Genomic DNA, 21,493 nt, shown 5'->3' with positions numbered 1-21,493 from the left:
AACGCCCTTATTGCGGGTCGATCTCGTTGAACTGGCAGTACTCTTCCCACTCCATGCCCAACGCCTCGGCCACTTCGCGGTGGGTCTCCAGGCGCATGGCTTGCAGCTGCTCGGGGGTTTCAGCGATCAGTTGCAGCGCCAGCTCCCAAGGCTGCAGGCCCTGCTCGTCGGCGGCATCCTCGAACGCCCACTGGATCTGCTGAGCCTGCTCGCGCGCATCCAGCTCACTGATCTCTTCGAGCAGTTGCGGGTTGGCATCGGCGAAGCGCTGCAGCGCCAGGGCCTGGCGGGCTTCTTTTGCAATCATCGGGCTATTCCTCTACCGACCTGTCAGTCGGTGTTTCAACCGGCTGAAATCTATCAGCTTTTATTGGGGTGTCACCAGAGGATTACAAGGGGGTTGCGCGATGTTTTTTGTGGGCGTACGCCTTGAGTTTTGAGGTGCGAAGCGCTTGCCTTGGGATCTTCAGCGCCCTTGAGATCGAGCGCCGCCCGCGCGGCGCTTCGCGGATCGCTTGCCTTGGAATCTTCAGCGCCCTTGAGATCGAGCGCCGCCCGCGCGGCGCTTCGCGGGGCAAGTCGGATCGCCGCACCGCCGCTCCCACATTTGTTGCAACGTGCCGTTCCAGTCAGGCCATGGTTGTCCGCCTTGGCGCATGGCTGAAGACAGACGGGGCGGCGGCAGCGCCAGCCGAAACATCGCGTCATGCCAACAAGGCTGACAACTATGCCTATCAGGCCATGGCACGTTGCAACAAATGTGGGAGCGGGCTTGCCCCGCGAAGCGCCGCGCGGGCGGCGCTCGATCTCAAAGGCACTAAAGACCCCAAGGCGGGCGCTTCGCGAAGCGCCGCGCGGGCGGCGCTCGATCTGCGCATCACCGCACAACCCAAGCCATGCACCCCAAAAAACCAAAAACCAAAAACCAAAAAAGCCGCAATCAGCGGCTTTCTCTCACAAGCTAAATAAACAAACAGCCAGCACAACGCAAAAAAAACAAAGGCGCCCGATTTTACAATCAAGGCGCCTTTAAAAATATGGGGTGGACGATGGGAATCGAACCCACGACAACCGGAATCACAATCCGGCGCTCTACCAACTGAGCTACGCCCACCATAGTGCAGTGTTGCGGTACAGCTTACAGAAGCATGGTGCGGACGAAGAGACTCGAACTCTTACAGCTTGCGCCGCTGGAACCTAAATCCAGTGTGTCTACCAATTTCACCACGTCCGCGTAACGCTTAAAACAAAGGCGCCAGATCTACATCGAGGCGCCTTCGCAAAATATGGGGTGGACGATGGGAATCGAACCCACGACAACCGGAATCACAATCCGGCGCTCTACCAACTGAGCTACGCCCACCATATCGCTTTACAGACTTACTTGCTTGCCCAAGCTGCCTAATGGCGCACCCGGCAGGACTCGAACCTGCGACCATCCGCTTAGAAGGCGGATGCTCTATCCAGCTGAGCTACGGGCGCTTAAGCGTGAAGCCTAACCGAACGAGCAGCAAACAAACCACTCATTCTGCCCGACCTCGCCAACCAGTGCTAGGCTGTGCCCGACAAGTGCGGCGAATCTTATAGACGAGCTAGAAAACCGTCAACACCTTTTTCTAAAAAACTCAAAATATTTAAGGGGTTAGAGGATTTGCCCGACCACCCGCCTTTGCCCTCGGGCCATGTCGTGCGAGAATGCGCCCTCTTTATTGTTCCTTTCTCGATGGTTAATCACGCGTCTATGACTGCACACCTAATCGATGGCAAGGCGATCGCCGCCAACCTGCGCAAGCAGATCGCTCAACGTGTCGAGGAGCGTCGCCAGCAAGGCCTGCGCACGCCTGGCCTGGCAGTGATCCTGGTCGGCACCGACCCCGCCTCCCAAGTCTATGTCTCGCACAAGCGCAAGGACTGCGAAGAGGTCGGCTTCATTTCGCAGGCGTTCGACCTGCCCAGCGAAACCACGCAGCAAGCCCTCACCGAGCTGATCGACCGCCTGAACGACGACCCGGCCGTGGACGGCATCCTGCTGCAACTGCCGCTGCCGGCGCATCTGGATGCATCGCTGCTGCTCGAGCGCATCCGCCCGGACAAGGACGTCGACGGCTTCCACCCGTACAACATCGGCCGCCTGGCCCAGCGCATCCCGCTGCTGCGCCCGTGCACCCCGAAAGGTATCATGGCCCTGCTGGAAAGCACCGGCCAGGACCTGTATGGCATGGACGCGGTGATTGTCGGCGCATCCAACATCGTTGGCCGCCCGATGGCCATGGAACTGCTGCTGGCTGGCTGCACCGTGACCGTCTGCCACCGCTTCACCAAGGACCTCGCTGGCCACGTCGGCCGTGCCGACCTGGTGGTGGTGGCTGCCGGCAAGCCGGGCCTGGTCAAGGGTGAGTGGGTCAAGGAAGGCGCCATCGTCATCGACGTCGGCATCAACCGCCAGGACGACGGCAAGCTGGTCGGCGATGTGGTCTACGAGACCGCCCTGCCCCGCGCCGGCTGGATCACCCCGGTGCCGGGTGGTGTCGGCCCGATGACACGAGCGTGCCTGCTGGAAAACACGCTGTACGCGGCCGAAGAGCTGCATAAGTAAGTAGCAGTGACATGAAAACGGCACCTCTGGCAGGTGCCGTTTTTTTTGCCTGAACGTTATCGGGTGGCCGTACTGGCCCTATCGCCGGCAAGCAAGCTCCTACAGGTTCGGATGATTTGCTCAACCCGTGGGAGCCGGCTTGCCGGCGATGGCGCCCACCCGGTCTCTAGCTGGTCACTTGCGCGCCGCCTCCCACGACTTCAGCAGTTCGCTGTAGCTGACCGTCTCGCCCTTGGGCTTCTCGTTGGCCAGCTTCGGTTTCGGCGCACCCGGCTGGTCGAACCAGTACTGGGCATCTTTCTCCGGGTTCATCTTCGGCGCACAGGTGGCCTGGGCGTTGGAGCGCTGCAACCGCTCCATCATCCTGTCCTGGTCGCGGGCCAGGCCATCCAGCGCCTCCTGCGGGGTTTTCTCACCACTGGCCACCTCAGCGATATGGCTCCACCACAACTGCGCCAGGCGTGGGTAGTCCGGTACGTTGGTGCCGGTCGGGGTCCATTGCACGCGCGCAGGGCTGCGGTAGAACTCCACCAGCCCGCCGAGCTTGGGCGCAAGGTCAGTCATGGCCTGGGAGTTGATGTCCGACTCACGAATCGGCGTCAGGCCGACGATGGTCTTTTTCAACGACACGGTCTTGGAGGTGACGAACTGCGCGTACAGCCACGCGGCCAGGCGCTGCTTCTCGGGGGTCGATTTGAAGAAGGTCCAGGACCCAGTGTCCTGGTAGCCCAGCTTCATCCCCTCTTCCCAGTACGGCCCCTTGGGCGACGGTGCCATACGCCATTTTGGCGTACCGTCGGTGTTGACCACCGGCAGCCCCGGCTTGGTCATGTCGGCGGTGAACGCTGTGTACCAGAAGATCTGCTGGGCGATGTTGCCCTGCGCCGGTACCGGGCCGGCCTCGGAGAAGGTCATGCCCTGCGCTTCTTTCGGTGCGTACGCGCGCATCCAGTCGACGTATTTCTGCGTGGCATACACCGCTGCCGGGCCGTTGGTGTCGCCGCCACGGGTAACGCTGGAGCCCACCGGGTGGCAGTCCTCCACGCGAATACCCCACTCGTCTACCGGCAGCCCATTGGGCAGGCCTTTGTCGCCGCCACCGGCCATCGAGAACCAGGCATCGGTGAAGCGCCAGCCCAGCGAAGGGTCCTTCTTGCCGTAGTCCATGTGGCCATACACGCGCTTGCCGTCGATTTCCTTCACGTCCTCGGTAAAGAACTTGGCGATGTCCTCGTAGGCCGACCAGTTCACCGGCACGCCCAACTCATAGCCGTACTTTTCCTTGAACTTGGCCTTGAGCTCGGGCCGGTCGAACCAGTCGGCGCGGAACCAGTACAGGTTGGCGAACTGCTGGTCGGGCAATTGATAGACCTTGCCATCCGGCGCGGTGGTGAAGGAAATACCGATGAAGTCCTTGAGGTCCAGGGTCGGCGAGGTGTAGGCCTTGCCTTCATTGGCCATCAGGTCGGTGATTGACTCCACCTTGCCGTAGCGAAAGTGCGTGCCGATGAGGTCGGAATCATTTACCCAGCCGTCGTAGATGTTCTTGTCCGACTGCATCTGCGTCTGCAGCTTTTCTACCACATCGCCTTCCTGCAGCAGGTCATGGGTCAGCTGAATACCGGTGATTTCGCTGAACGCCTTGGCCAGCACCTTGGACTCATACTCGTGGGTGGTGATGGTTTCCGATACCACGTTGATCTTCATGCCACGGAACGGCTCCGCGGCCTTGATGAACCACTTAAGCTCCGCCAGCTGCTGCTCGGCCGTCAGGGTGGAAGGCTTGAACTCGCTGCCGATCCACTTTTTCGCCGCGTCTTCGTACTGGTCGGCCCACGCCGTACCCTGCACGCTGGCCAGCACCAGCAATGCGGCCAGGGTCAAATGTCGCCGATTGTGTTTGTTATGGAACATTGTGATCTCCCGATTGAGTTTTCCCCGGAGCCGTCGCTCAGCCCCAGCGCAGCACCACCACCAGCCAGCCCAGCGACAGCAGCGAGGCCACCCACAACGGCCAGTCGCTGGCACCGACTACCAGCAAGTGCAGGTAGGCGCTGACCAGCAGGCCGATGAACAACCGGTCGCCACGGCTGGTGACGATCGGCAGCAAGCCGCGCCGCTCCACGCAGGGGCGGCGCAGTTCGAGCAGGGTCATGCACAACAGCAGCACACCGACGGCGGCGAAGAACAGCGCCGTGGGCATGGTCCAGGCCATCCATTCCATGCGTCACCCTCCTCAGACCCGGCCCAGGGCAAAGCCCTTGGCCACATGGTTGCGGACGAACCAGATCACCAGCATGCCGGGCAGGATGGTCAGCACCCCAGCCGCTGCCAGCACACCCCAGTCAATGCCCGAAGCGGACACGGTGCGGGTCATCACCGCCGCAATAGGTTTGGCGTTAACCGACGTCAGGGTGCGCGCCAGCAGCAGTTCGACCCAGGAAAACATGAAGCAGAAAAACGCCGTGACACCGATGCCTGAGCCAATCAGCGGGATGAAGATCTTCACGAAGAACCGCGGGAAGCTGTAACCATCGATGTACGCGGTCTCGTCGATCTCTTTCGGCACCCCCGACATGAACCCCTCGAGAATCCACACCGCCAGCGGCACGTTGAACAGGCAATGGGCCAGGGCAACGGCGATATGGGTGTCGAACAGGCCGATGGACGAGTACAGCTGAAAGAACGGCAGCAGAAATACCGCCGGTGGCGCCATGCGGTTGGTCAGCAGCCAGAAGAACAGGTGACGGTCGCCCAGGAAGCGATAGCGCGAAAAGGCATACGCCGCCGGCAGTGCCACCAGCAGTGAAATGACCGTGTTCAAACAGACGTAGTACAGCGAATTGATGTAGCCGCTGTACCAGCTGGCATCGGTGAATATCACCCGGTAGTTGTCCAGCGTGAACCCCTGTGGCCACAGGGTCAGGCCGCCGAGGATTTCACTGTTGCTCTTGAACGACATGTTCAGCAGCCAGTAGATCGGCACCAGCAAAAAGAAGAAATACAGCAGCAGGGCCAGCGTCTTGCGCGTGCTCATGGCCTAGTCCTTGTCGGCGTGGGTCATGGCTGTGTAGAACAGCCACGACACCAGCAGGATGATCAGGAAGTACACCAGCGAAAACGCCGCCGCCGGGCCCAGGTCGAATTGCCCTACGGCCATGCGCGTGAGGGTCTGGCTGAGGAATGTAGTGGCGTTGCCTGGCCCACCACCGGTGAGCACGAACGGCTCGGTGTAGATCATGAAGCTGTCCATGAAGCGCAGCATCACCGCGATCAGCAGCACGTTCTTCAGCTTGGGCAACTGGATGTGCCGGAACACCGCCCAGGCCGATGCCCGGTCGATACGCGCGGCCTGGTAATACACGTCGGGAATGGCGCGCAGGCCCGAATAGCACAGCAGCGCCACCAGCGACGTCCAGTGCCAAACGTCCATCACCAGTACCGTGAGCCAGGCATCGAACGGGTCGCCGGCATAGTTGTAGTTGACCCCAAGCTTGGCCAGCGTGGCGCCCAGCAGGCCGATGTCGGCGCGGCCGAAGATCTGCCAGATGGTGCCGACCACGTTCCACGGGATCAGCAGCGGGATGGCCATGACGATCAGGCACACCGAGGCCATGCGCCCCTTGGTCGGCATGGTCAGGGCAATGCCGATGCCCAGCGGGATCTCGATCAGCAGCACGCACGCGGAATAGATGAACTGGCGCAGCAAGGCGTCGTGCAATGCCGGGTCGCGCAGCACCTGGCGGTACCAGTCGGCGCCGACGAAGTAGCGGCTGGACTGGTCGAAAATGTCCTGCACCGAATAGTTGACCACCGTCATCATCGGCATCACGGCGCTGAAAGCCACCAGCAGGAACACCGGCAGCACCAGCCACCAGGCCTTGTTGTTGGGCACCTTGTTCATGGCCCGGCCTCCAGCAGCACATCATCCACATACAGCATCAGCCACTGCGTCGGCAGGCTGACCCAGGCCTGGCCTACCGGCAACGGCCGATCCTCGGCCAGGCGCGCCTTGAGCGATACGCCGCCCAGCACCAGCGTGACGATGCGGTAGGTGCCCAGGTCTTCGACGTCCAGCACTTGGGCCGGGTACGCGGCATCGAATGGGCTGTCCCACAGCTGCACGAACTCCGGGCGAATGCCCACTTGCAGGCGCCCGCCCGGCGTCGCTGCCAAGCGCTCACGCAGGCCATCGGGCAACGGCAGGTGGACGCCCCCGAACACCACCCCTTGCGTTTCGGCCTGCACATCGATCAGGTTCATCCCGGGGCTGCCAATGAAGTAGCCGACGAAGGTGTGCCGTGGCCGCTCGAACAGCTCCCGTGGCGTGCCGAACTGGACGATGCGCCCGCCGTGCATCACTGCGATCTTGTCGGCGAAGGTCGAGGCTTCCAGCTGATCGTGGGTGACGTAGATCATGGTGATGTTGAACTGCTCATGGATCTGCTTGAGCTTGCGCCGCAGCTTCCATTTCAGGTGCGGGTCGATCACCGTGAGGGGCTCGTCGAAGAGGATCGCCGAGACGTCGTCACGCACCAGGCCGCGGCCCATCGAGACTTTCTGTTTCTCGTCGGCACTGAGGTTGCGGGCCTTTTTCTTCAGCACCGCGGCCAGGTCGAGCACCTCGGCGATCTCCTCGACCCGGCTGCGCACCCGGCCCTCGTCCAGGCCTTGGTTGCGCAAGGGGAACGCCAGGTTGTCGAACACCGTCATGGTGTCGTACACCACCGGGAACTGGAACACCTGGGCGATGTTGCGCTGCTGCGGCGAAAGGTGGTTCACCGGCTTGCCGTCGAACAGCACTTGGCCATGGGACGGTGTCAGCAGGCCCGAGATGATGTTCAGCAGCGTTGACTTGCCGCACCCCGACGGCCCGAGCAAGGCATAGGCGCCGCCCTGCTCCCACACGTGCTCCAACTCATGCAGGGCATAGTCATTCGCATCGACGGGCTGGCGGCTGTAGCTGTGCGCCAACTGGTGCAAACGGATTTCGGCCATCAGGCACTCCTCGCCTGGCGTAGGCCCGGCGCCTGCACCAGTGCCCCGGTACTGTCGAAGACGAACAGCTTGTGGGTGGGGATGAACACACGAATCGGCGTATCCACCTGATATTCGTGTACCCCGGGCAGGTGCAGGACCATCCGCCAGTGCTCGTTACGCACGTGCAGAAAGGTCTCGGAACCACTGATCTCGGCCAGCTCAACCAGCACCGCCAGCTCCAGGTCATCGTCGTGGGCCGGCACCAGGCTGATGTGACTGGGGCGTACACCAAATTGATAATCGCCATCCACCAGGCGCTTCAGGTCGGCGCTGCGGGCAAAGTGCACCGCCAGGGCCAGGCTTACCTCGTTGCCACTGACGCGCCCGGGCACCAGATTGATCGGCGGCTCGGAAAACAGTTCGGCGGCCAGCACGCTGCAGGGCCGCTGGTAAACCGCGGAGGTAGGGCCGCTCTGGACGATGCGGCCCTCGTGCAAAAGGGTGGTGGTGCCGCCCAACGCCAGCGCTTCGTTGGGCTCGGTGGTGGCATACACGGCAATGCAGTTGCGCGCAGCGAACAGCTCGCGCAGCTCCTGGCGCAGCTCTTCGCGCAGCTTGTAGTCGAGGTTGACCAGCGGTTCGTCGAACAGGATCAGCCCGGCGTCCTTGACCAGCGCCCGGGCCATTGCCGTGCGCTGCTGCTGGCCACCGGACAGCTCCAGCGGCAAGCGCTGCAGGTAAGGGTCAATGCGCAGCATCTCGGCGGTTTCCTGCACCCGCCGGCGGATCTCGGGCTCGGCCAGGCGTGCCTGGCGCAAGGGTGAGGCGATGTTCTCGTAGACGCTCAGGTTCGGGTAGTTGATGAACTGCTGATAGACCATCGACACGTTGCGCCGACGCACCGGCACCCCGGTGACGTCCTCGCCCGCCATCAACACACGGCCATGCTCGGGTCGGTCGAGCCCGGCCATCAGGCGCATCAGGCTGGTCTTGCCGGCCAGGGTCCGGCCCAACAGCACGTTGAACGAACCGGGCTCGAAGCGCAGGGACGCGTCGATGACCCACGGTTGCCCGTCGACGCTGCGGCTGACCTGCTCCAACACCAGGGACATGGCGTGGCCTTCTTGTGATTGTTGTCTGCCAGGCACAGCCAAATCCGTGCCAGTTGCCCCACAGGGCTCTGGCGCGCGGCTTCCCCTGCGCAAGCCGGCCAGGTGCCGTTCATAACTGAACAGTTTGGCTGAACACCTGAACAGCGGCGGGTTTGACATTGAACAACCCTGAACGACACTGAACAGCGGTCGGCTGAAAACAACAATCACACAGGACAGGCCCATGGCCACATCCGCTTCGACCCATGCCCAACTGATCCAGGCTTCCTGGGCCCGCTGCCGCGAGTTCGGCCTGCAGCCGCAGAGCGCGCCAGACTTCGATTGCCTGACCCACGGCGAACTCAGCGCCCTGCTGGAACGGCGCCAGGCACTGCTGCAACTGACCCGCGATACCGTGCTGCCGCAGTATGCGCACCTGCTGGGCAATGCCAGCTACCTGGTGATGCTCGCCGACGCCAGCGGCTGCCTGCTCGACACCTGGGGTTCGCGACGCTTCATCGACCCTCAACACCAGCACGGCTTCAGTACTGGCGCCCACTGGCACGAACGGGGCGTGGGCACCAACGCGCTGGGCACCGCGCTGGCCTGCGCGCAGCCCATTCATGTAGGGCAGGACGAACACTTCCTGCGCCAGAACCGCTACATGGCCAGCGCCGCAGCGCCGCTGTTCGACGCCCAGCGCCAACGTGTCGGCGTGCTCGACGTGGCCAGTGACGGCTACCTGCCGGCCAGCCAGACCCTCGGCCTGGTGCGCATGATGAGCCAGAGCCTGGAGAACCGGCTGATCCTTGCGCAGCACGGTGACCAGCACGCGCAACTGCTGTTCAACAGTGCCTCGGACAACCTCGACAGCCCCTGGGCCGGGTTGCTGATCTTCGATGAGCGCGGCCAGGTGCTCGCCGCCAATCACCGCGCCGACAGCCTGCTCGGCGGCAACCCGCTGCGCCGGAACCTGGAGCAGCTGTTCCAGATGCCCATGCGCCAATTGCTCGCCCATGCCCAGCAACAGCCATTCGCCCTGCAGGCTGCCGGGCGCAACCGCTTCCACTGCCAATGGCAGGCGCCCCGGCAAAGCCCTACGCGCCCGGCCCCTCGTGCGGGCGACCCGCGCCTGGACAAAGCCCTGACCCAGGCCAGCCTGCTGCTGGAAAAGGACATCCCGGTCTTGGTCCAGGGTGAAACCGGCGCCGGCAAGGAAGTCTTCGTCGACACCCTGCACCGCGCCAGCAGCCGTGCCCACCAGCCGCTGATCGCGGTCAACTGTGCGGCCATTCCCGCGGAGCTGGTCGAATCGGAACTGTTCGGCTATGACAAGGGGGCCTTCACCGGTGCCCACCACAAGGGCAACCCCGGGCTGATTCGCAAGGCCAACCACGGCATTTTGTTCCTCGACGAAATCGGCGATATGCCGCTGCCGACCCAGGCCAGGCTGCTGCGTGTACTGCAGTCGCGCAGCATCCAGCCACTGGGCAGCGGCGAACCGGTGACGGTGGACATCCGCGTGGTCTCGGCAAGCAACCGGGACCTGGCCGAAGAAGTGCGCGCCGGGCGCTTCCGCCAGGACCTCTACTACCGCGTGGCCGGGCTGACCCTGACCCTGCCGGCTTTGCGCGAGCGCAGCGACCGCCGCGAGCTGATCGAGCAGGTTCACGCACGGTATCTGGAGCCAGGCCAGCCACGCCAATTGCCTGCGGCCACGCTCGCCCTGCTGCTGCGCCACCCGTGGCCCGGCAACCTGCGGCAATTGCACAGTGTGTTGCAGGTAGCGCTGGCCTTGGCCGGGGCGCAGCCGATCGGCACCGAGCACCTTCCCGACAGCTTCCTCGCCCAGGCCAGCGAACTGCCCGCATGTGCGACCGTATCCGCACACGAAGCAGCGTCGGGCGACCTGGCCGACCTGCTGCAGCGCTGCGGCGGCAACCTGTCTTCACTGGCGCGCCTGCTGGGCATCAGCCGCACCACCCTGTACAAGCGCCTGCGCGAACAGGGCACGCTCAACGCTGCCCCGTGATGCTCACAGCCGATTCGGCTGTGAGGCACTCCAATTCAGCTGCAACCGCTGTATTCAGCCCCCTCCAGCACCCCTGCTCGAGCTGCATCTGTCAGAAAATATACCTACAGCCCACCCTGAATGCCTGCCCGACATTCCGGTGCGTCGCTGCAGGGAGAATGTGATGACCCGCTTCATCGATGTGCAAGACCTCGCCCGCCTGGCCAATCGCAAGGGCCTGGCCACCTGCATGGTGGAGATGGCCGAGTACATTCGCCAGGACTACCTGCGCTGGCACGCCTTCGAAAAATGCCCGCGCCTGGCCAACCACTCAAAAGACGGCGTGATAGAACTGATGCCGGTGGCCGACGCCAGCCTGTACGCCTTCAAATACGTCAACGGCCACCCGAAGAACACCCGCCATGGCCTGCCCACGGTCATGGCCTTCGGCGCGTTGAGCGACGTCGATTCCGGCCTGCCGCTGCTGCTCAGCGAAATGACCCTGGCCACCGCAATCCGCACCGCCGCCACCTCGGCCTTGGCCGCCCGCTACCTGGCGCGCGACGACAGCCGTAGCATGGCGCTGATCGGCAATGGCTCGCAAAGCGAGTTCCAGGCCATCGCCTTCAAGATGCTGCTGGGCATCGATGAAATCCGCCTGTACGACATTGACCCCGCGGCCACGGCAAAACTGGTGGCCAACCTGTCGGGCCGGCCTGGGCTCAAGCTGATCGTCGCCCCCTCGATCGCCGACGCGGTGCGTGGAGCCGACATCGTCACCACGGTGACGGCGGACAAGGCCTACGCGACCATCCTTACCCCAGACATGATCGAGCCGGGCATGCACCTGAACGCGGTCGGCGGCGACTGCCCCGGCAAGACCGAGCTGCACCGCGACATCGTCGAGCGGGCCCGGGTGATCGTCGAGTACGAACCGCAAAGCCGCATTGAAGGCGAGATCCAGCAGATGCCTGGCGACTCGCCTGTCACCGAGTTCTGGCAGGTGGTGGCGGGCGTTGCCAAGGGCCGTGAAAGCGTTGAACAGGTCACCCTGTTCGATTCGGTAGGCTTTGCCCTGGAGGACTACTCAGCGCTGCGCTATGTGCTGGATACAGCGCGGGCTCTGGGTATCGGCCGGGAGATCGAGCTGGTGCCGACGCTGGAGAACCCGAAAGACTTGTATGCGCTGCTGCAGCCACGCGTGGTGGAAATGCGCCCAGCGCAGCAGGCCGACAGCGCCTGCGCTTGAATAGACGGGGCTGCCTCGCAGCCCAATCGCCGGCAAGCCGGCTCCCACAGGGCTGGGCTGCCCCCCAGGGGCCCTGCAGAGCCTTGATTCAGCGGAATCATTGTGGGAGCCGGCTTGCCGGCGATTGGGCCACCTCGTAATTGAGGAAGGTCACCCGATAAGCGCCTACCCTGTCCTTGCCCCTTTTTGCAAAGAAGCCGCGCGCATGGACACCAAGGACGCCACCCAGCCCCCGCTGGACCGTATCGACCACGCCATCATCGACGTGCTGCGCGTCGACGGTCGCATCACCTTCGAAAAACTCTCGAGCCTGGTTCACCTCACGCCGCGCCCGTGCCTTGAGCGTGTGCGCAAGCTGGAGCGGCGCGGGGTGATCCGCGGTTATGGCGCCATCCTCGATCTGCAGAAGATCGCCCCGGGGCTGTCCCTGCTGGTGCTGGTGGCCTTGTCCAACCAGAGCGGGCGGGCCGCGCAAAAAGCCTTCGAAGCGACCATGCAGCACTGCCCGCAAGTCTATGAGTGCCAGCTGATCAGCGGCCACTTCGATTACAGCCTGCGCATGCGCTGCCGTGACATGGAACATTACCGGGTGCTGAGCGAAACCTGGATGAACGACGACGCGCTGCACATCGACAAACTGGTCGCCCACCCCGAGCTGGCCTCGGTCAAAAGCATGGCGCCGCAGCCCTGAGCTGCAGCAGTTGGCAGGCTGCTTGCTAAGACAACCCAGGCATCGGCAAAAGGCGCCTGGTTGCGCGAATTCATAATCCACAGCACGCACCGAATTAGAGCCCGCCAAGCCAAATTGCCCCACAACTGGTCAGACCGGTAAGGCCAAAAACCCTTGCAAAGGAGGATTTTTCGCGCTTTTATGGTCCCGCGCTGAACAAACCGGTAAGACCACAAAAATAATTAAGTCCTGCGCTCTTTCGCCCCGTGCGGCACCGAAGCAAGGACACCGATCAGAGATCACTCCCATGCTCAAATGGTGCTCGCGTTCGATCTTCCTGCAAGTCGTGCTCGGCCTTGCCCTCGGCATCGCCTGCGGCCTCAGCTTCCCCGACCTTTCCCTGCAACTCAAACCCCTCGGCGATGGCTTCATCAAGCTGATCAAGATGCTGATTGGCCTGATTGTCTTCTGCGTGGTGGTCAGCGGCATTTCCGGTGCCGGCGACCTCAAGAAAGTCGGCCGCATCGGCCTCAAATCGGTGATCTACTTTGAAGTGCTGACCACCATCGCCCTGGTGATCGGCCTGATATTCGCCTTCAGCAGCGGCATCGGCAGTGGCGCCAATATTCACCTGGACCAGCTGTCCACCGCCGACGCCAACGGCCTGGCCGAGCGCGGCCAGCATATCCATGGCGCTACCGCGTTTTTCATGGACTTGATCCCGACCTCGGTGGTCGGCGCCTTCGCTGACAACAACATCCTGCAGGTACTGCTGTTCTCGGTGCTGTTCGGCAGCGCGCTGAACCTGGTGGGCGACTCGGCCGCCGGCATTTCGCGGCTGATCAACGAGCTCAGCCATGTGATTTTCCGCATCATGGGCATGATCGTGCGCCTGGCGCCGATCGGCGTGTTCGGCGCCATTGCCTTCACCACCAGCAAATATGGCCTGGAGTCGCTGCAACACCTGGGTGGCCTGGTGGCCCTGTTCTACCTGACCTGCGCCGGCTTCGTGCTGATCATCCTGGGCACCGTGATGCGGGTGTCGGGCCTCAAATTGCTGCCGTTCATCAAGTACCTGCGTGAAGAGCTGACCATCGTGCTCGGCACCGCCTCCTCCGACGCCGTGCTGCCGCAGATCATGCGCAAGCTCGAGCACCTGGGGATCGGCAGCTCCACCGTGGGCCTGGTGATCCCGACCGGCTACTCATTCAACCTGGACGGCTTCTCCATCTACCTGACCCTGGCCATCGTGTTCATCGCCAACGCCACCGGCACCCCCTTGGAGATGACCGACCTGCTGACCATCCTGCTGGTGTCGCTGGTGACGTCCAAGGGCGCGCACGGCATCCCGGGTTCGGCGCTGGTGATCCTTGCCGCCACCCTCACCGCCGTACCGGCGATCCCGGTGGTGGGCCTGGTGCTGGTGCTGGCGGTGGACTGGTTCATGGGCATTGGCCGCGCATTGACCAACCTGATCGGCAACTGCGTGGCGACCGTGGCCATTGCCCGCTGGGAAAAAGACATCGACCTGGAGCGTGCGCAGAACGTGCTCGACGGCAAACCCGGCTTCGCCCACGCACCGCGCAAGCCAGCCACCGCCCAGCAACAGGAATTCTGAGCCCACGAGGCCGGCGCTGCCGCCGGCCCTTTCCAGGAGCGAGCCGTGATCAGCTCATCAACCGTTGTCACTTCAGTGGTGGAAAAACTGCGCCAGGCCCTGGCCCGCGGGCAATGGCGCTCCGGCGACATGCTGCCCGGCCAGCGCGAACTGGCCGAGCAGCTGGGTATCAGCCGGCCGAGCCTGCGCGAGGCGGTGACCGTGCTGGAAACCCTGGGCCTGGTGCGTTCGCTGCCGGGCAAAGGGGTGCTGGTGCTGGAGGCCGAAGCCGCGCAGCTGGAACCCGGCGTCGACACCGCCGCTGCGGCCAGCCTGGCCGACGTGCTCGAGCTGCGCTACACCCTCGAACCCTTCATCGTCGGCCTGGTGGCGCAATCGGCCAACAGCCAGGACATCGGCCAACTGCGCCTGACCCTGATGGACATGCGCGAAGCCCTGGATGCCGACGACAGCGATGCCGGGGCCAAGGCGTACATTGCCTTCCATGAGGCGCTGTTCGCCCTGACCACCAACCCGATCTTCCAGAGCGTCGTGCAGCAGACGGGCAACGCCCTCAAGCAAAGCGCCAGCATGCTGCGCAACTCCCCCGAGCACCTGGCCGCGCGGCTCAAGGAAAACGAAGCAGTGGTTCGCGCCATCCGCGACCGCAACAGTGCCCAGGCCAGCGCCCAGATGCGCCAGCACATCCTCGCCGAAGGCCTGCGCATGGGCATCGAACTGAACATCCCGGATGACCATCCGCGTCCATGACCCCAGGAGAGCGACCATGACCGCCTGCGCCCACGCCGCCCCCCACCTGCCTGCCCTGCTCGCCGTCGGCGAAACCCGCCTGTCGGCCGAGCAGATCTACCCGCGCCTGTTCGACGCCATCCTTGAACAGCGCCTGCCCCCCGGCAGCCTGCTGCCCGAACAAGCACTGGGCAACGCCTTTGGCGTCAGCCGCACGGTAATCCGCCGGGTGCTCGGGCGCCTGTCGGACCAGCAAGTGGTGGTGCAGCGCCCCAGCCACACCGCACACCTGGCCGCCCCCGACCCACAACAGGCGCGCCAGGTGCTCAGCGCCCGGCGGTTGGCCGAAACCACCCTGATCAGCCTGGCCGCGCAACGCGCACGGCCGGCGCACATCCGCCAATTGCGCGCACTGGTCGAACGGGAACGCCACCATCACGAACGGGGCGAACGCTGCGCGGCGATCCGCCTGGGTGGCGAGTTTCACCTCAAGCTCGCGCAAGTGGCGGCCAACGCGCCGCTGGCGCGGTTTCTCAATGGCCTGGTGCCAATGACCTCGCTGATCATTGCCCGCTATGAATCGCCTTGTTGCGACCATTGCGCCTGGGAAGAACACACAGCGATCATCGATGCCGTCGAGGCCGGTGACAGCACGGCAGCACTGGCGCTGATGCACGAGCACCTGAACCGCCTGGAAGAAAAACTCGACCTGGAGCAGTGACACGATGGGCTGCACTGCAGCCCGCCCGAGCCCCTCTTATACTCGGGTAACCCCCCAAGCCTCTTACCCAGGAAGGCGGTCGCGTGAGCACGCGCATCCTCTTGCTGCTTTGCCTTCTGCTGGCCCTCGCTGCCTGTGCCGGCAAGCGCCCGCCTGCCCCGCCGCCGCCTGCCGTACTCACCCCCGCCGCCTGGCAACGCATCGACCAAGAGCTGATCGATGCCTCGGTGGGCGCTGCCGGCTCTGCCAACGACTATGCGCGGCGCTCGATGCGGGTGTGGAAGGAGCAGGTGCAACAACGTACCGAAAGCGACTTCATCCCGTGGTTCACAGGGTACTGGACCCAGCAATGGCTGACGCTCAAGGTAGCCTGGTACAAGCTCGACAGCGGCCAAGGCCGTGAGCCTGCGGAAAAACGCCTTGCCCTGTACCTGCAGGAGCAGTACCACAAAAGGGTGATCGAGCCCGTGGCCGAGCAGATCAACCCCGAAGGTATCCGCGACCGTGCCAGCGAGTTGTACCTGCAACTGTTCGGCCAGCAACTGCAGGGCATCATCCAGCGCTACAACGCCCCGCCCGACCAGCTCAGCCAGCGCCTCAACCGCATCCCCGCCATCAACCTGGGCCCGCCGCCGGCGCGCAATGCCAGCCTTTATCAATTGCTCAAGGCCAAACCGCTCGACCAGCAACCCGCCTGGCTCGCCCTGCGCGAGCACTTGCATCAACAAGCCAGCAAAGGGCCTGGGAAAACCGATGTGGGCCTGTCGTCGGTAGCCAACCGCGCCAGCGAAAAACTCGGCGCAACCCTGGCCCCGCGCGGCATCGCCAGTGCCGTGGCGAGTGCGGTGGGCAAGGTGGCCGGGGCGATGATTTCGATCGCGGCGGCAGGCTACGGCATGATGACCCATGACCGCGAGCACCCGGAGATGGTCGAGCAGCTGCGGGTGATCCTCAACGTGGCGCTCAACCAGGAATGGCAGGAGCTGATGGAGAACCGCCAGAGCGGCGCAATGGCGGGGGTGTACTACCTGTCGGGGCAAGTCGAGGACAGCTTGCTGTTGGCCAGTGCACCGCGGGCACAGGGGCAAGAACAGCAACCGCAGCCGGCGCGGCAGGCGCCATTATTGATTCGCCTGCCGCCTTAGCGGGTGGTTTTACCGGCCGCTCAGGCCGTGGCCATGGCCGATGTCGGCAAGCCGAAGATCCGGTCGAACGCCCAGTTGTAGGCGAACGTGTAGCACGGCACCAGGATGATGAACGCCAGATCCACCAGGAACGCCTCCACCAGGCTCATGCCAAGCCACCAGGCGATCAGCGGGATCAGGTATACCACCAAGGTCAGCTGGAAGCCGATGGCATGCGCCACCCGCCGCGCCACGCTGCGCCCGCGCTTGGCCTGGCGGCTCTCCCAGTACTCGAACAGGCTGTTGTAGATCAGGTTCCAGAGCATGGCGATGGTGGTGATCATCACCGCCAGCGGCCCGGTGTGCGAGGCCTCGGTATCCGACAGGTAGGCCAGCCCCAGGGTCGACATGCACAGGCCGATCAATTCATAGAAGGTCACGTAGACCAGTTTGCGTTTCAGTCCCTGCACGGGTTTACCTCATGTGACAAAAAGCGAAGGGGCGCAAGGATGCTTCAATCCGCTTGACAGAAAAAGTCGGTAGCTTTCAGATTGACTGACAGGAGGCTGCCATGAACTTTTCCAGCGACAACATTCAGCTGTTTCTTGCCGTGCTCGACCGCGGCTCATTCTCGGCTGCCGCCCGCACCCTTGGCCGGGTGCCTTCAGCGGTCAGCATGGCCATCGGCAACCTTGAGGCGGAGTTGGGCTACGCCTTGTTCGAGCGCGGCCCGCGCGAGGTGCGCGCCACTGCCCAGGCACTGGCCCTGGAGCCGCACGCCAGGTTGATCGCCGAACAGCTCGGGCTGCTGCAGGTGCATGCGCTGGAGCTGTCCCAGGGCCTGGAAAGCAGCCTGACCCTGGCTGTGGTCCCGGACATCGACCACCGCCCGCTGCTGGCGGCCATCGCCACGCTCGGCGAGCGCTTCCCGTTACTGGACATCCAAGTGCTCAGCGCCCCCCAGGAAGAAGCGCTGCAACTGCTCGACAGCGGCCGCGCCGACCTGTGCCTGGCGTTTGCCGGCCTGCAGGTGGATGCGCACCGGGGGTTTCAGCACATCGGCGTGGAGTCGCTGGTGGCGACGCTGTCACCGGCGCACCCGGCACTGCGCGACGGGCGCATCCAGTACCTCGAAGACCTGATCAATGTGCGCCAGATCCTGGTGCGCAGCCGCGACCTGCCATTGGCCGACCCGCGCGCGCTGATCGGCGCCGCGCACTGGTCCACCGACAGTTTCGACCTGGCGCTGCAAATGGTCGAAGCCGGCCTGGGCTGGGGCGACTTACCCGTGGCGCGGGTGGCGCCGCTGATCGACGCCGGGCGCCTGGTGCGCCTGAAATTTCGCAATACCCGCAACGAATTGCAGCTGCCGATTCATGCCTGTTGGCGCAAGCGGCAACCGCTACGCCAGGCCGCGCGTTTGCTGATCGAACAGCTAGCCAAACGCTAGCGCACCGTCCGTCGAAATCGCCTCAGCTAGATGACGTAAGTGTTTCAATTTTTTAGGCGAATAGCCGATATCAGAGTGGACAGGCCCGCCATCGCGCCACGAGCGCGCGGCGCCCTCCCCTCAATGGCTCAAGGTCTCGAAACATGAACCTGAAATTTCGCCACAAGATCCTGCTCAGTGCCTGCGGCGTCGTGGTGCTGGCATTTGCCCTGTTCACGCTCTACAACGATTACCTGCAACGCAACACCATCCGCCAGAATATCCAAGCATCGGTGCAACAGGCCGGCGCACTGACTGCCAGCAGCGTGCAGAACTGGATGAGCGGGCGCATCCTGGTGCTGGAAAACCTGGCGCAGGACATCGCCGAACAAGGGGCTGGCGACACCCTGGCGGGGCTGATCGAGCAGCCCTCCTACACGCGAAACTTCCTGTTCACCTACCTGGGCCAGGCCAACGGCGTATTCACCCAGCGCCCCGACACGCAAATGCCGGCCGGCTATGACCCGCGCCAACGGCCGTGGTACGCCAGCGCAGCGAACGCTGGGCAAACCGTGCTCACCGCCCCCTACCAAGGCGCTGTCGGCGGCCTGATGGTAACCATCGCCACGCCGGTGAAAAGCAAGCAAAACGGCGAGCTGGTCGGCGTGGTCGGCGGCGACGTGACCCTCGACACCCTGGTGCAGATCATCAACTCGGTCGATTTCGGCGGCATCGGCCACGCCTTCCTCGCCGACAGCAGTGGCCAGGTGATCGTCAGCCCGGACAAAGACCAGGTGATGAAGAACCTCAAGGACATCTACCCAGGCGCCGGCCTGCGCGTTGCAGCCGACATGCAGGACGTCACCCTCGATGGCCAGCAGCGGTTGATTTCCTTTGCCCCGGTGGCCGGCCTGCCCTCGGCCCAGTGGTACATCGGCCTGTCGATCGACAAGGCCAAGGCCTACGCCGCACTCGCCCAGTTCCGCACCTCGGCGATTATCGCGATGCTCATCGCCGTGGCCGCCATCGCCGGCCTGCTGGGCCTGCTGATCCCGGTGCTGATGCGCCCGCTGACCACCATGGGCCGCGCCATGCGCGACATCGCCGAGGGTGAAGGCGACCTGACCCGCCGCCTGGACGTGCAGCACAAGGACGAGTTCGGCGAATTGGCCACCTCGTTCAACCACTTCGTCGAGCGCATCCACACCTCGATCACCGAAGTGTCCTCGGCCACGCGGCTGGTGCACGACCTTTCCGAGAAAGTGGTCAATGCATCCAATGCCTCGATCATCGGCTCCGAAGAGCAGAGCATGCGCACCAACAGCGTCGCCGCGGCCATCAACGAACTGGGTGCCGCCACCCAGGAAATCGCCCGCAACGCCGCCGACGCCTCGCAACATGCCAGCGGCGCCAGCGAGCAGGCCAATGGCGGGCGGCAGGTGGTCGAAGAAGCGATCAATGCCATGACCGCTTTGTCGCAGCGCATCAGCGAATCGTGTGAGCAGATCGAAACGCTCAATGCCAGCACCGACGAAATCGGCAAGATCCTCGACGTGATCAAGGGCATCTCCCAGCAGACCAACCTGCTGGCGCTCAACGCCGCCATCGAAGCCGCCCGCGCCGGCGAGGCCGGGCGTGGCTTTGCGGTGGTCGCCGACGAGGTTCGCAACCTGGCGCACCGCACCCAGGAATCAGCCGAAGAAATCCACCGCATGATCACCAGCCTGCAGGTGGGCTCTCGCGAAGCGGTGCACACCATGAACACCAGCCAGGTCTCCAGCGAACAGACCGTGCAGGTTGCCAACCAGGCCGGTGTGCGTTTGGCCAGCGTGACCCAGCGCATCGGCGAGATCGATGGCATGAACCAGTCGGTGGCAACCGCAACTGAAGAGCAGACTGCCGTGGTCGAGAGCCTCAACCTGGACATCACCCAGATCAACGCGCTCAACCAGCAAGGGGTGGAGAACCTCAACCAGACGCTGCAGCATTGCGATGCGTTGGCCCAGCAGGCCGGGCGGCTCAAGCAACTGGTGGGCAGCTTCCGTATCTGACGGCGTCGACGGGGGGCTGCCATGCAGCCCCTACAACCGCCTTGCCGAGTGTGCGGCCAGGCGCGCCCGGTTATAACCTAATAACGAACAAGTCTATTTGGCTATAAAAACTACCTATATGCTGGCACCCATCCGATCACGGGCTAAAGCTGGGCAGTCGAGTAGCGTATGGATGTAGGTTCTTTCGGTTTCACCATTGCCGGACTGGTTGTGGGTTTCATCGTCGGCATGACCGGCGTCGGTGGCGGTTCGCTGATGACTCCGATTTTGCTGTGGTTCGGCATCAGCCCGGCCACTGCCGTGGGCACCGACCTGCTCTACGCCGCCATCACCAAGGCCAGTGGCGTCTGGGTGCATGGCCGCAACAAGAACATCGACTGGAAGATCACCGGCTGGCTCAGCCTGGGCAGCGTGCCGGCTGCCGCCCTGACCCTGTGGTTCCTTAGCACCCTGCACACCGACACCTCGGCGCTCAACGCCGTCATCAAGCAGGGCCTGGCCGTGGTGTTGATCCTCACCGCGCTGGCGATCCTGTTCAAGACCCGCCTGCAGGCATTCGCCAATCGCCATGCCGGTGACCATTACTCGCTCAGCGACCGCAGCCTGAACATCCTCACCGTGCTGACGGGCGTGGTGCTGGGTGTGATGGTCACGCTCACCTCGATCGGTGCTGGCGCACTGGGCACCGTGGCGTTGTTCCTGCTGTACCCCTTCCTGGTCACCCGCCGCCTGGTGGGCACCGAGATCGCTCACGCCGTGCCACTTACGCTGGTTGCAGGGCTTGGCCACGCCGGCATGGGCAACATGGACTGGTCGCTGCTGGGCTACCTGCTGCTCGGCTCGCTGCCAGGCATCTACCTGGGCAGCCACCTCACCGGGCGCATTTCTGACCGCGTGCTGCGGCCTTGCCTGGCGGCGATGCTGCTGTTGATCGGGTATAAGTTGGCGTTTTGAGGGTATCGAGCGCCGCCCGCGCGGCGCTTCGCGAAGAGCTTGCCTTGGGATCTTCAGCGCCCATGAGACCGAGCGCCGCCCGCGCGGCGCTTCGCGAAGCGCTTGCCTTGGGATCTTCAGCGCCCATGAGACCGAGCGCCGCCCGCGCGGCGCTTCGCGAAGAGCTTGCCTCGGAATCTTCAGCGCCCTTGAGATCGAGCGCCGCCCGCGCGGCGCTTCGCGGGGCAAGCCCGCTCCCACATTTGTTGCAACGTGCCATGGCCTGATAGG

General features: G+C 63.8%; 20 protein-coding genes, 4 tRNA genes and 1 pseudogene. 13 read left to right on the top strand and 12 right to left on the bottom strand.

Annotation, left to right across the window (positions count from 1 at the left end; genetic code table 11):
- Positions 1-7: 7 nt before the first annotated feature.
- Positions 8-307 (bottom strand): DUF6388 family protein, encoded by a 300-nt coding sequence (locus ACFY68_RS20310; protein WP_387530928.1) that lies wholly within the window; start codon positions 305-307, stop codon positions 8-10.
- A gap of 122 nt (positions 308-429) precedes the next feature.
- Here ACFY68_RS20310 and ACFY68_RS20305 point away from each other — a divergent pair, with 122 nt between their 5' ends.
- Positions 430-969 carry a hypothetical protein gene (locus ACFY68_RS20305; RefSeq protein ID WP_387530926.1) on the top strand — a complete coding sequence of 180 codons (540 nt, stop codon included), beginning with the start codon at positions 430-432 and terminating at the stop codon, positions 967-969.
- 69 nt (positions 970-1,038) lie between these two features.
- Here ACFY68_RS20305 and ACFY68_RS20300 read toward each other — a convergent pair.
- From ACFY68_RS20300 to ACFY68_RS20285, 4 genes are all read right to left on the bottom strand, one after another.
- Positions 1,039-1,114, bottom strand: a tRNA-His gene (locus tag ACFY68_RS20300).
- A 35-nt stretch (positions 1,115-1,149) separates the two neighbouring features.
- Positions 1,150-1,234, bottom strand: a tRNA-Leu gene (locus tag ACFY68_RS20295).
- A 53-nt stretch (positions 1,235-1,287) separates the two neighbouring features.
- Positions 1,288-1,363 (bottom strand) — tRNA-His (locus tag ACFY68_RS20290).
- 42 nt (positions 1,364-1,405) lie between these two features.
- Positions 1,406-1,482, bottom strand: a tRNA-Arg gene (locus ACFY68_RS20285).
- Positions 1,483-1,741: 259 nt separating this feature from the next.
- Between ACFY68_RS20285 and folD the strand changes: the two genes are divergently transcribed.
- A complete protein-coding gene (gene folD, locus ACFY68_RS20280; RefSeq protein WP_346615781.1) occupies positions 1,742-2,596 on the top strand; it encodes a bifunctional methylenetetrahydrofolate dehydrogenase/methenyltetrahydrofolate cyclohydrolase FolD in 855 nt (284 codons plus the stop codon).
- 174 nt (positions 2,597-2,770) lie between these two features.
- Here the strand turns inward: folD and ACFY68_RS20275 are convergent, their stop codons facing one another.
- The 6 genes from ACFY68_RS20275 to ACFY68_RS20250 are packed head-to-tail and all read right to left on the bottom strand — an operon-like array spanning position 2,771 to position 8,688.
- Complete coding sequence (locus ACFY68_RS20275; protein WP_387530923.1) at positions 2,771-4,510, bottom strand: carbohydrate ABC transporter substrate-binding protein; 1,740 nt, start codon at positions 4,508-4,510, stop codon at positions 2,771-2,773.
- Positions 4,511-4,547: 37 nt separating this feature from the next.
- Positions 4,548-4,820 (bottom strand): DUF2160 domain-containing protein, encoded by a 273-nt coding sequence (locus ACFY68_RS20270; protein WP_387530920.1) that lies wholly within the window; start codon positions 4,818-4,820, stop codon positions 4,548-4,550.
- A gap of 12 nt (positions 4,821-4,832) precedes the next feature.
- Positions 4,833-5,633 carry a carbohydrate ABC transporter permease gene (locus tag ACFY68_RS20265; protein WP_346615784.1) on the bottom strand — a complete coding sequence of 267 codons (801 nt, stop codon included), beginning with the start codon at positions 5,631-5,633 and terminating at the stop codon, positions 4,833-4,835.
- A 3-nt stretch (positions 5,634-5,636) separates the two neighbouring features.
- Positions 5,637-6,500, bottom strand: a complete 864-nt coding sequence (locus ACFY68_RS20260; protein WP_346615785.1) for a sugar ABC transporter permease — start codon at positions 6,498-6,500, stop codon at positions 5,637-5,639.
- The gene (locus ACFY68_RS20255; RefSeq protein WP_387530915.1) at positions 6,497-7,594 is read right to left on the bottom strand and encodes an ABC transporter ATP-binding protein; all 1,098 of its coding nucleotides are present in this window, start codon (positions 7,592-7,594) and stop codon (positions 6,497-6,499) included. The genes ACFY68_RS20260 and ACFY68_RS20255 overlap by 4 nt, the downstream gene beginning before the upstream one ends.
- Positions 7,594-8,688, bottom strand: coding sequence for an ABC transporter ATP-binding protein (locus ACFY68_RS20250; RefSeq protein WP_387530912.1), 1,095 nt, complete (start codon positions 8,686-8,688; stop codon positions 7,594-7,596). Before ACFY68_RS20250 ends, ACFY68_RS20255 begins: the two co-directional genes overlap by 1 nt.
- A gap of 223 nt (positions 8,689-8,911) precedes the next feature.
- Between ACFY68_RS20250 and ACFY68_RS20245 the strand changes: the two genes are divergently transcribed.
- From ACFY68_RS20245 to ACFY68_RS20215, 7 genes are all read left to right on the top strand, one after another.
- Positions 8,912-10,699 (top strand): sigma-54-dependent Fis family transcriptional regulator, encoded by a 1,788-nt coding sequence (locus tag ACFY68_RS20245; RefSeq protein ID WP_387530909.1) that lies wholly within the window; start codon positions 8,912-8,914, stop codon positions 10,697-10,699.
- 163 nt (positions 10,700-10,862) lie between these two features.
- Positions 10,863-11,927, top strand: a complete 1,065-nt coding sequence (locus ACFY68_RS20240; protein WP_387530906.1) for an ornithine cyclodeaminase — start codon at positions 10,863-10,865, stop codon at positions 11,925-11,927.
- A gap of 205 nt (positions 11,928-12,132) precedes the next feature.
- On the top strand, positions 12,133-12,618 hold the full coding sequence (locus ACFY68_RS20235; protein ID WP_387530903.1) for an Lrp/AsnC family transcriptional regulator: 486 nt from the start codon (positions 12,133-12,135) through the stop codon (positions 12,616-12,618).
- A gap of 286 nt (positions 12,619-12,904) precedes the next feature.
- Positions 12,905-14,215, top strand: a complete 1,311-nt coding sequence (locus ACFY68_RS20230) for a C4-dicarboxylate transporter DctA (protein WP_387530900.1) — start codon at positions 12,905-12,907, stop codon at positions 14,213-14,215.
- Positions 14,216-14,260: 45 nt separating this feature from the next.
- Positions 14,261-14,965 carry a FadR/GntR family transcriptional regulator gene (locus ACFY68_RS20225; RefSeq protein ID WP_387530897.1) on the top strand — a complete coding sequence of 235 codons (705 nt, stop codon included), beginning with the start codon at positions 14,261-14,263 and terminating at the stop codon, positions 14,963-14,965.
- Positions 14,966-14,981: 16 nt separating this feature from the next.
- Positions 14,982-15,665 (top strand): GntR family transcriptional regulator, encoded by a 684-nt coding sequence (locus ACFY68_RS20220; RefSeq protein WP_346615793.1) that lies wholly within the window; start codon positions 14,982-14,984, stop codon positions 15,663-15,665.
- An 83-nt stretch (positions 15,666-15,748) separates the two neighbouring features.
- Positions 15,749-16,810: a hypothetical protein gene (locus ACFY68_RS20215; protein WP_387530894.1), complete on the top strand. Its 1,062-nt coding sequence runs from the start codon at positions 15,749-15,751 to the stop codon at positions 16,808-16,810.
- A 20-nt stretch (positions 16,811-16,830) separates the two neighbouring features.
- Here the strand turns inward: ACFY68_RS20215 and ACFY68_RS20210 are convergent, their stop codons facing one another.
- Entirely contained in the window at positions 16,831-17,259 is a 429-nt protein-coding gene (locus tag ACFY68_RS20210) for a PACE efflux transporter (RefSeq protein WP_346615795.1), read from the bottom strand.
- A 101-nt stretch (positions 17,260-17,360) separates the two neighbouring features.
- On the opposite strand from ACFY68_RS20210, the gene ACFY68_RS20205 reads away from it, so the two are divergent.
- The 4 genes and pseudogenes from ACFY68_RS20205 to ACFY68_RS20190 all read left to right on the top strand — a co-directional run bounded on the left by ACFY68_RS20205 (position 17,361) and on the right by ACFY68_RS20190 (position 21,223).
- Entirely contained in the window at positions 17,361-18,239 is an 879-nt protein-coding gene (locus ACFY68_RS20205) for a LysR family transcriptional regulator (RefSeq protein WP_387530890.1), read from the top strand.
- A 143-nt stretch (positions 18,240-18,382) separates the two neighbouring features.
- Positions 18,383-19,411 (top strand): annotated as a pseudogene (gene mcpA, locus ACFY68_RS20200) (methyl-accepting chemotaxis protein McpA); the annotation flags it as partial.
- Positions 19,412-19,528: 117 nt separating this feature from the next.
- On the top strand, positions 19,529-20,269 hold the full coding sequence (locus ACFY68_RS20195; protein WP_387531155.1) for a methyl-accepting chemotaxis protein: 741 nt from the start codon (positions 19,529-19,531) through the stop codon (positions 20,267-20,269).
- Between the two features lie 168 nt (positions 20,270-20,437).
- Positions 20,438-21,223, top strand: coding sequence for a sulfite exporter TauE/SafE family protein (locus ACFY68_RS20190; protein WP_346615798.1), 786 nt, complete (start codon positions 20,438-20,440; stop codon positions 21,221-21,223).
- Positions 21,224-21,493: the final 270 nt, after the last annotated feature.

Source organism: Pseudomonas sp. NPDC012596, assembly GCF_042902325.1.
Lineage (GTDB): Bacteria > Pseudomonadota > Gammaproteobacteria > Pseudomonadales > Pseudomonadaceae > Aquipseudomonas.
The sequence above is the reverse complement of the archived record's forward strand: the minus strand, read 5'-3'. Positions and strand labels throughout refer to the sequence as shown.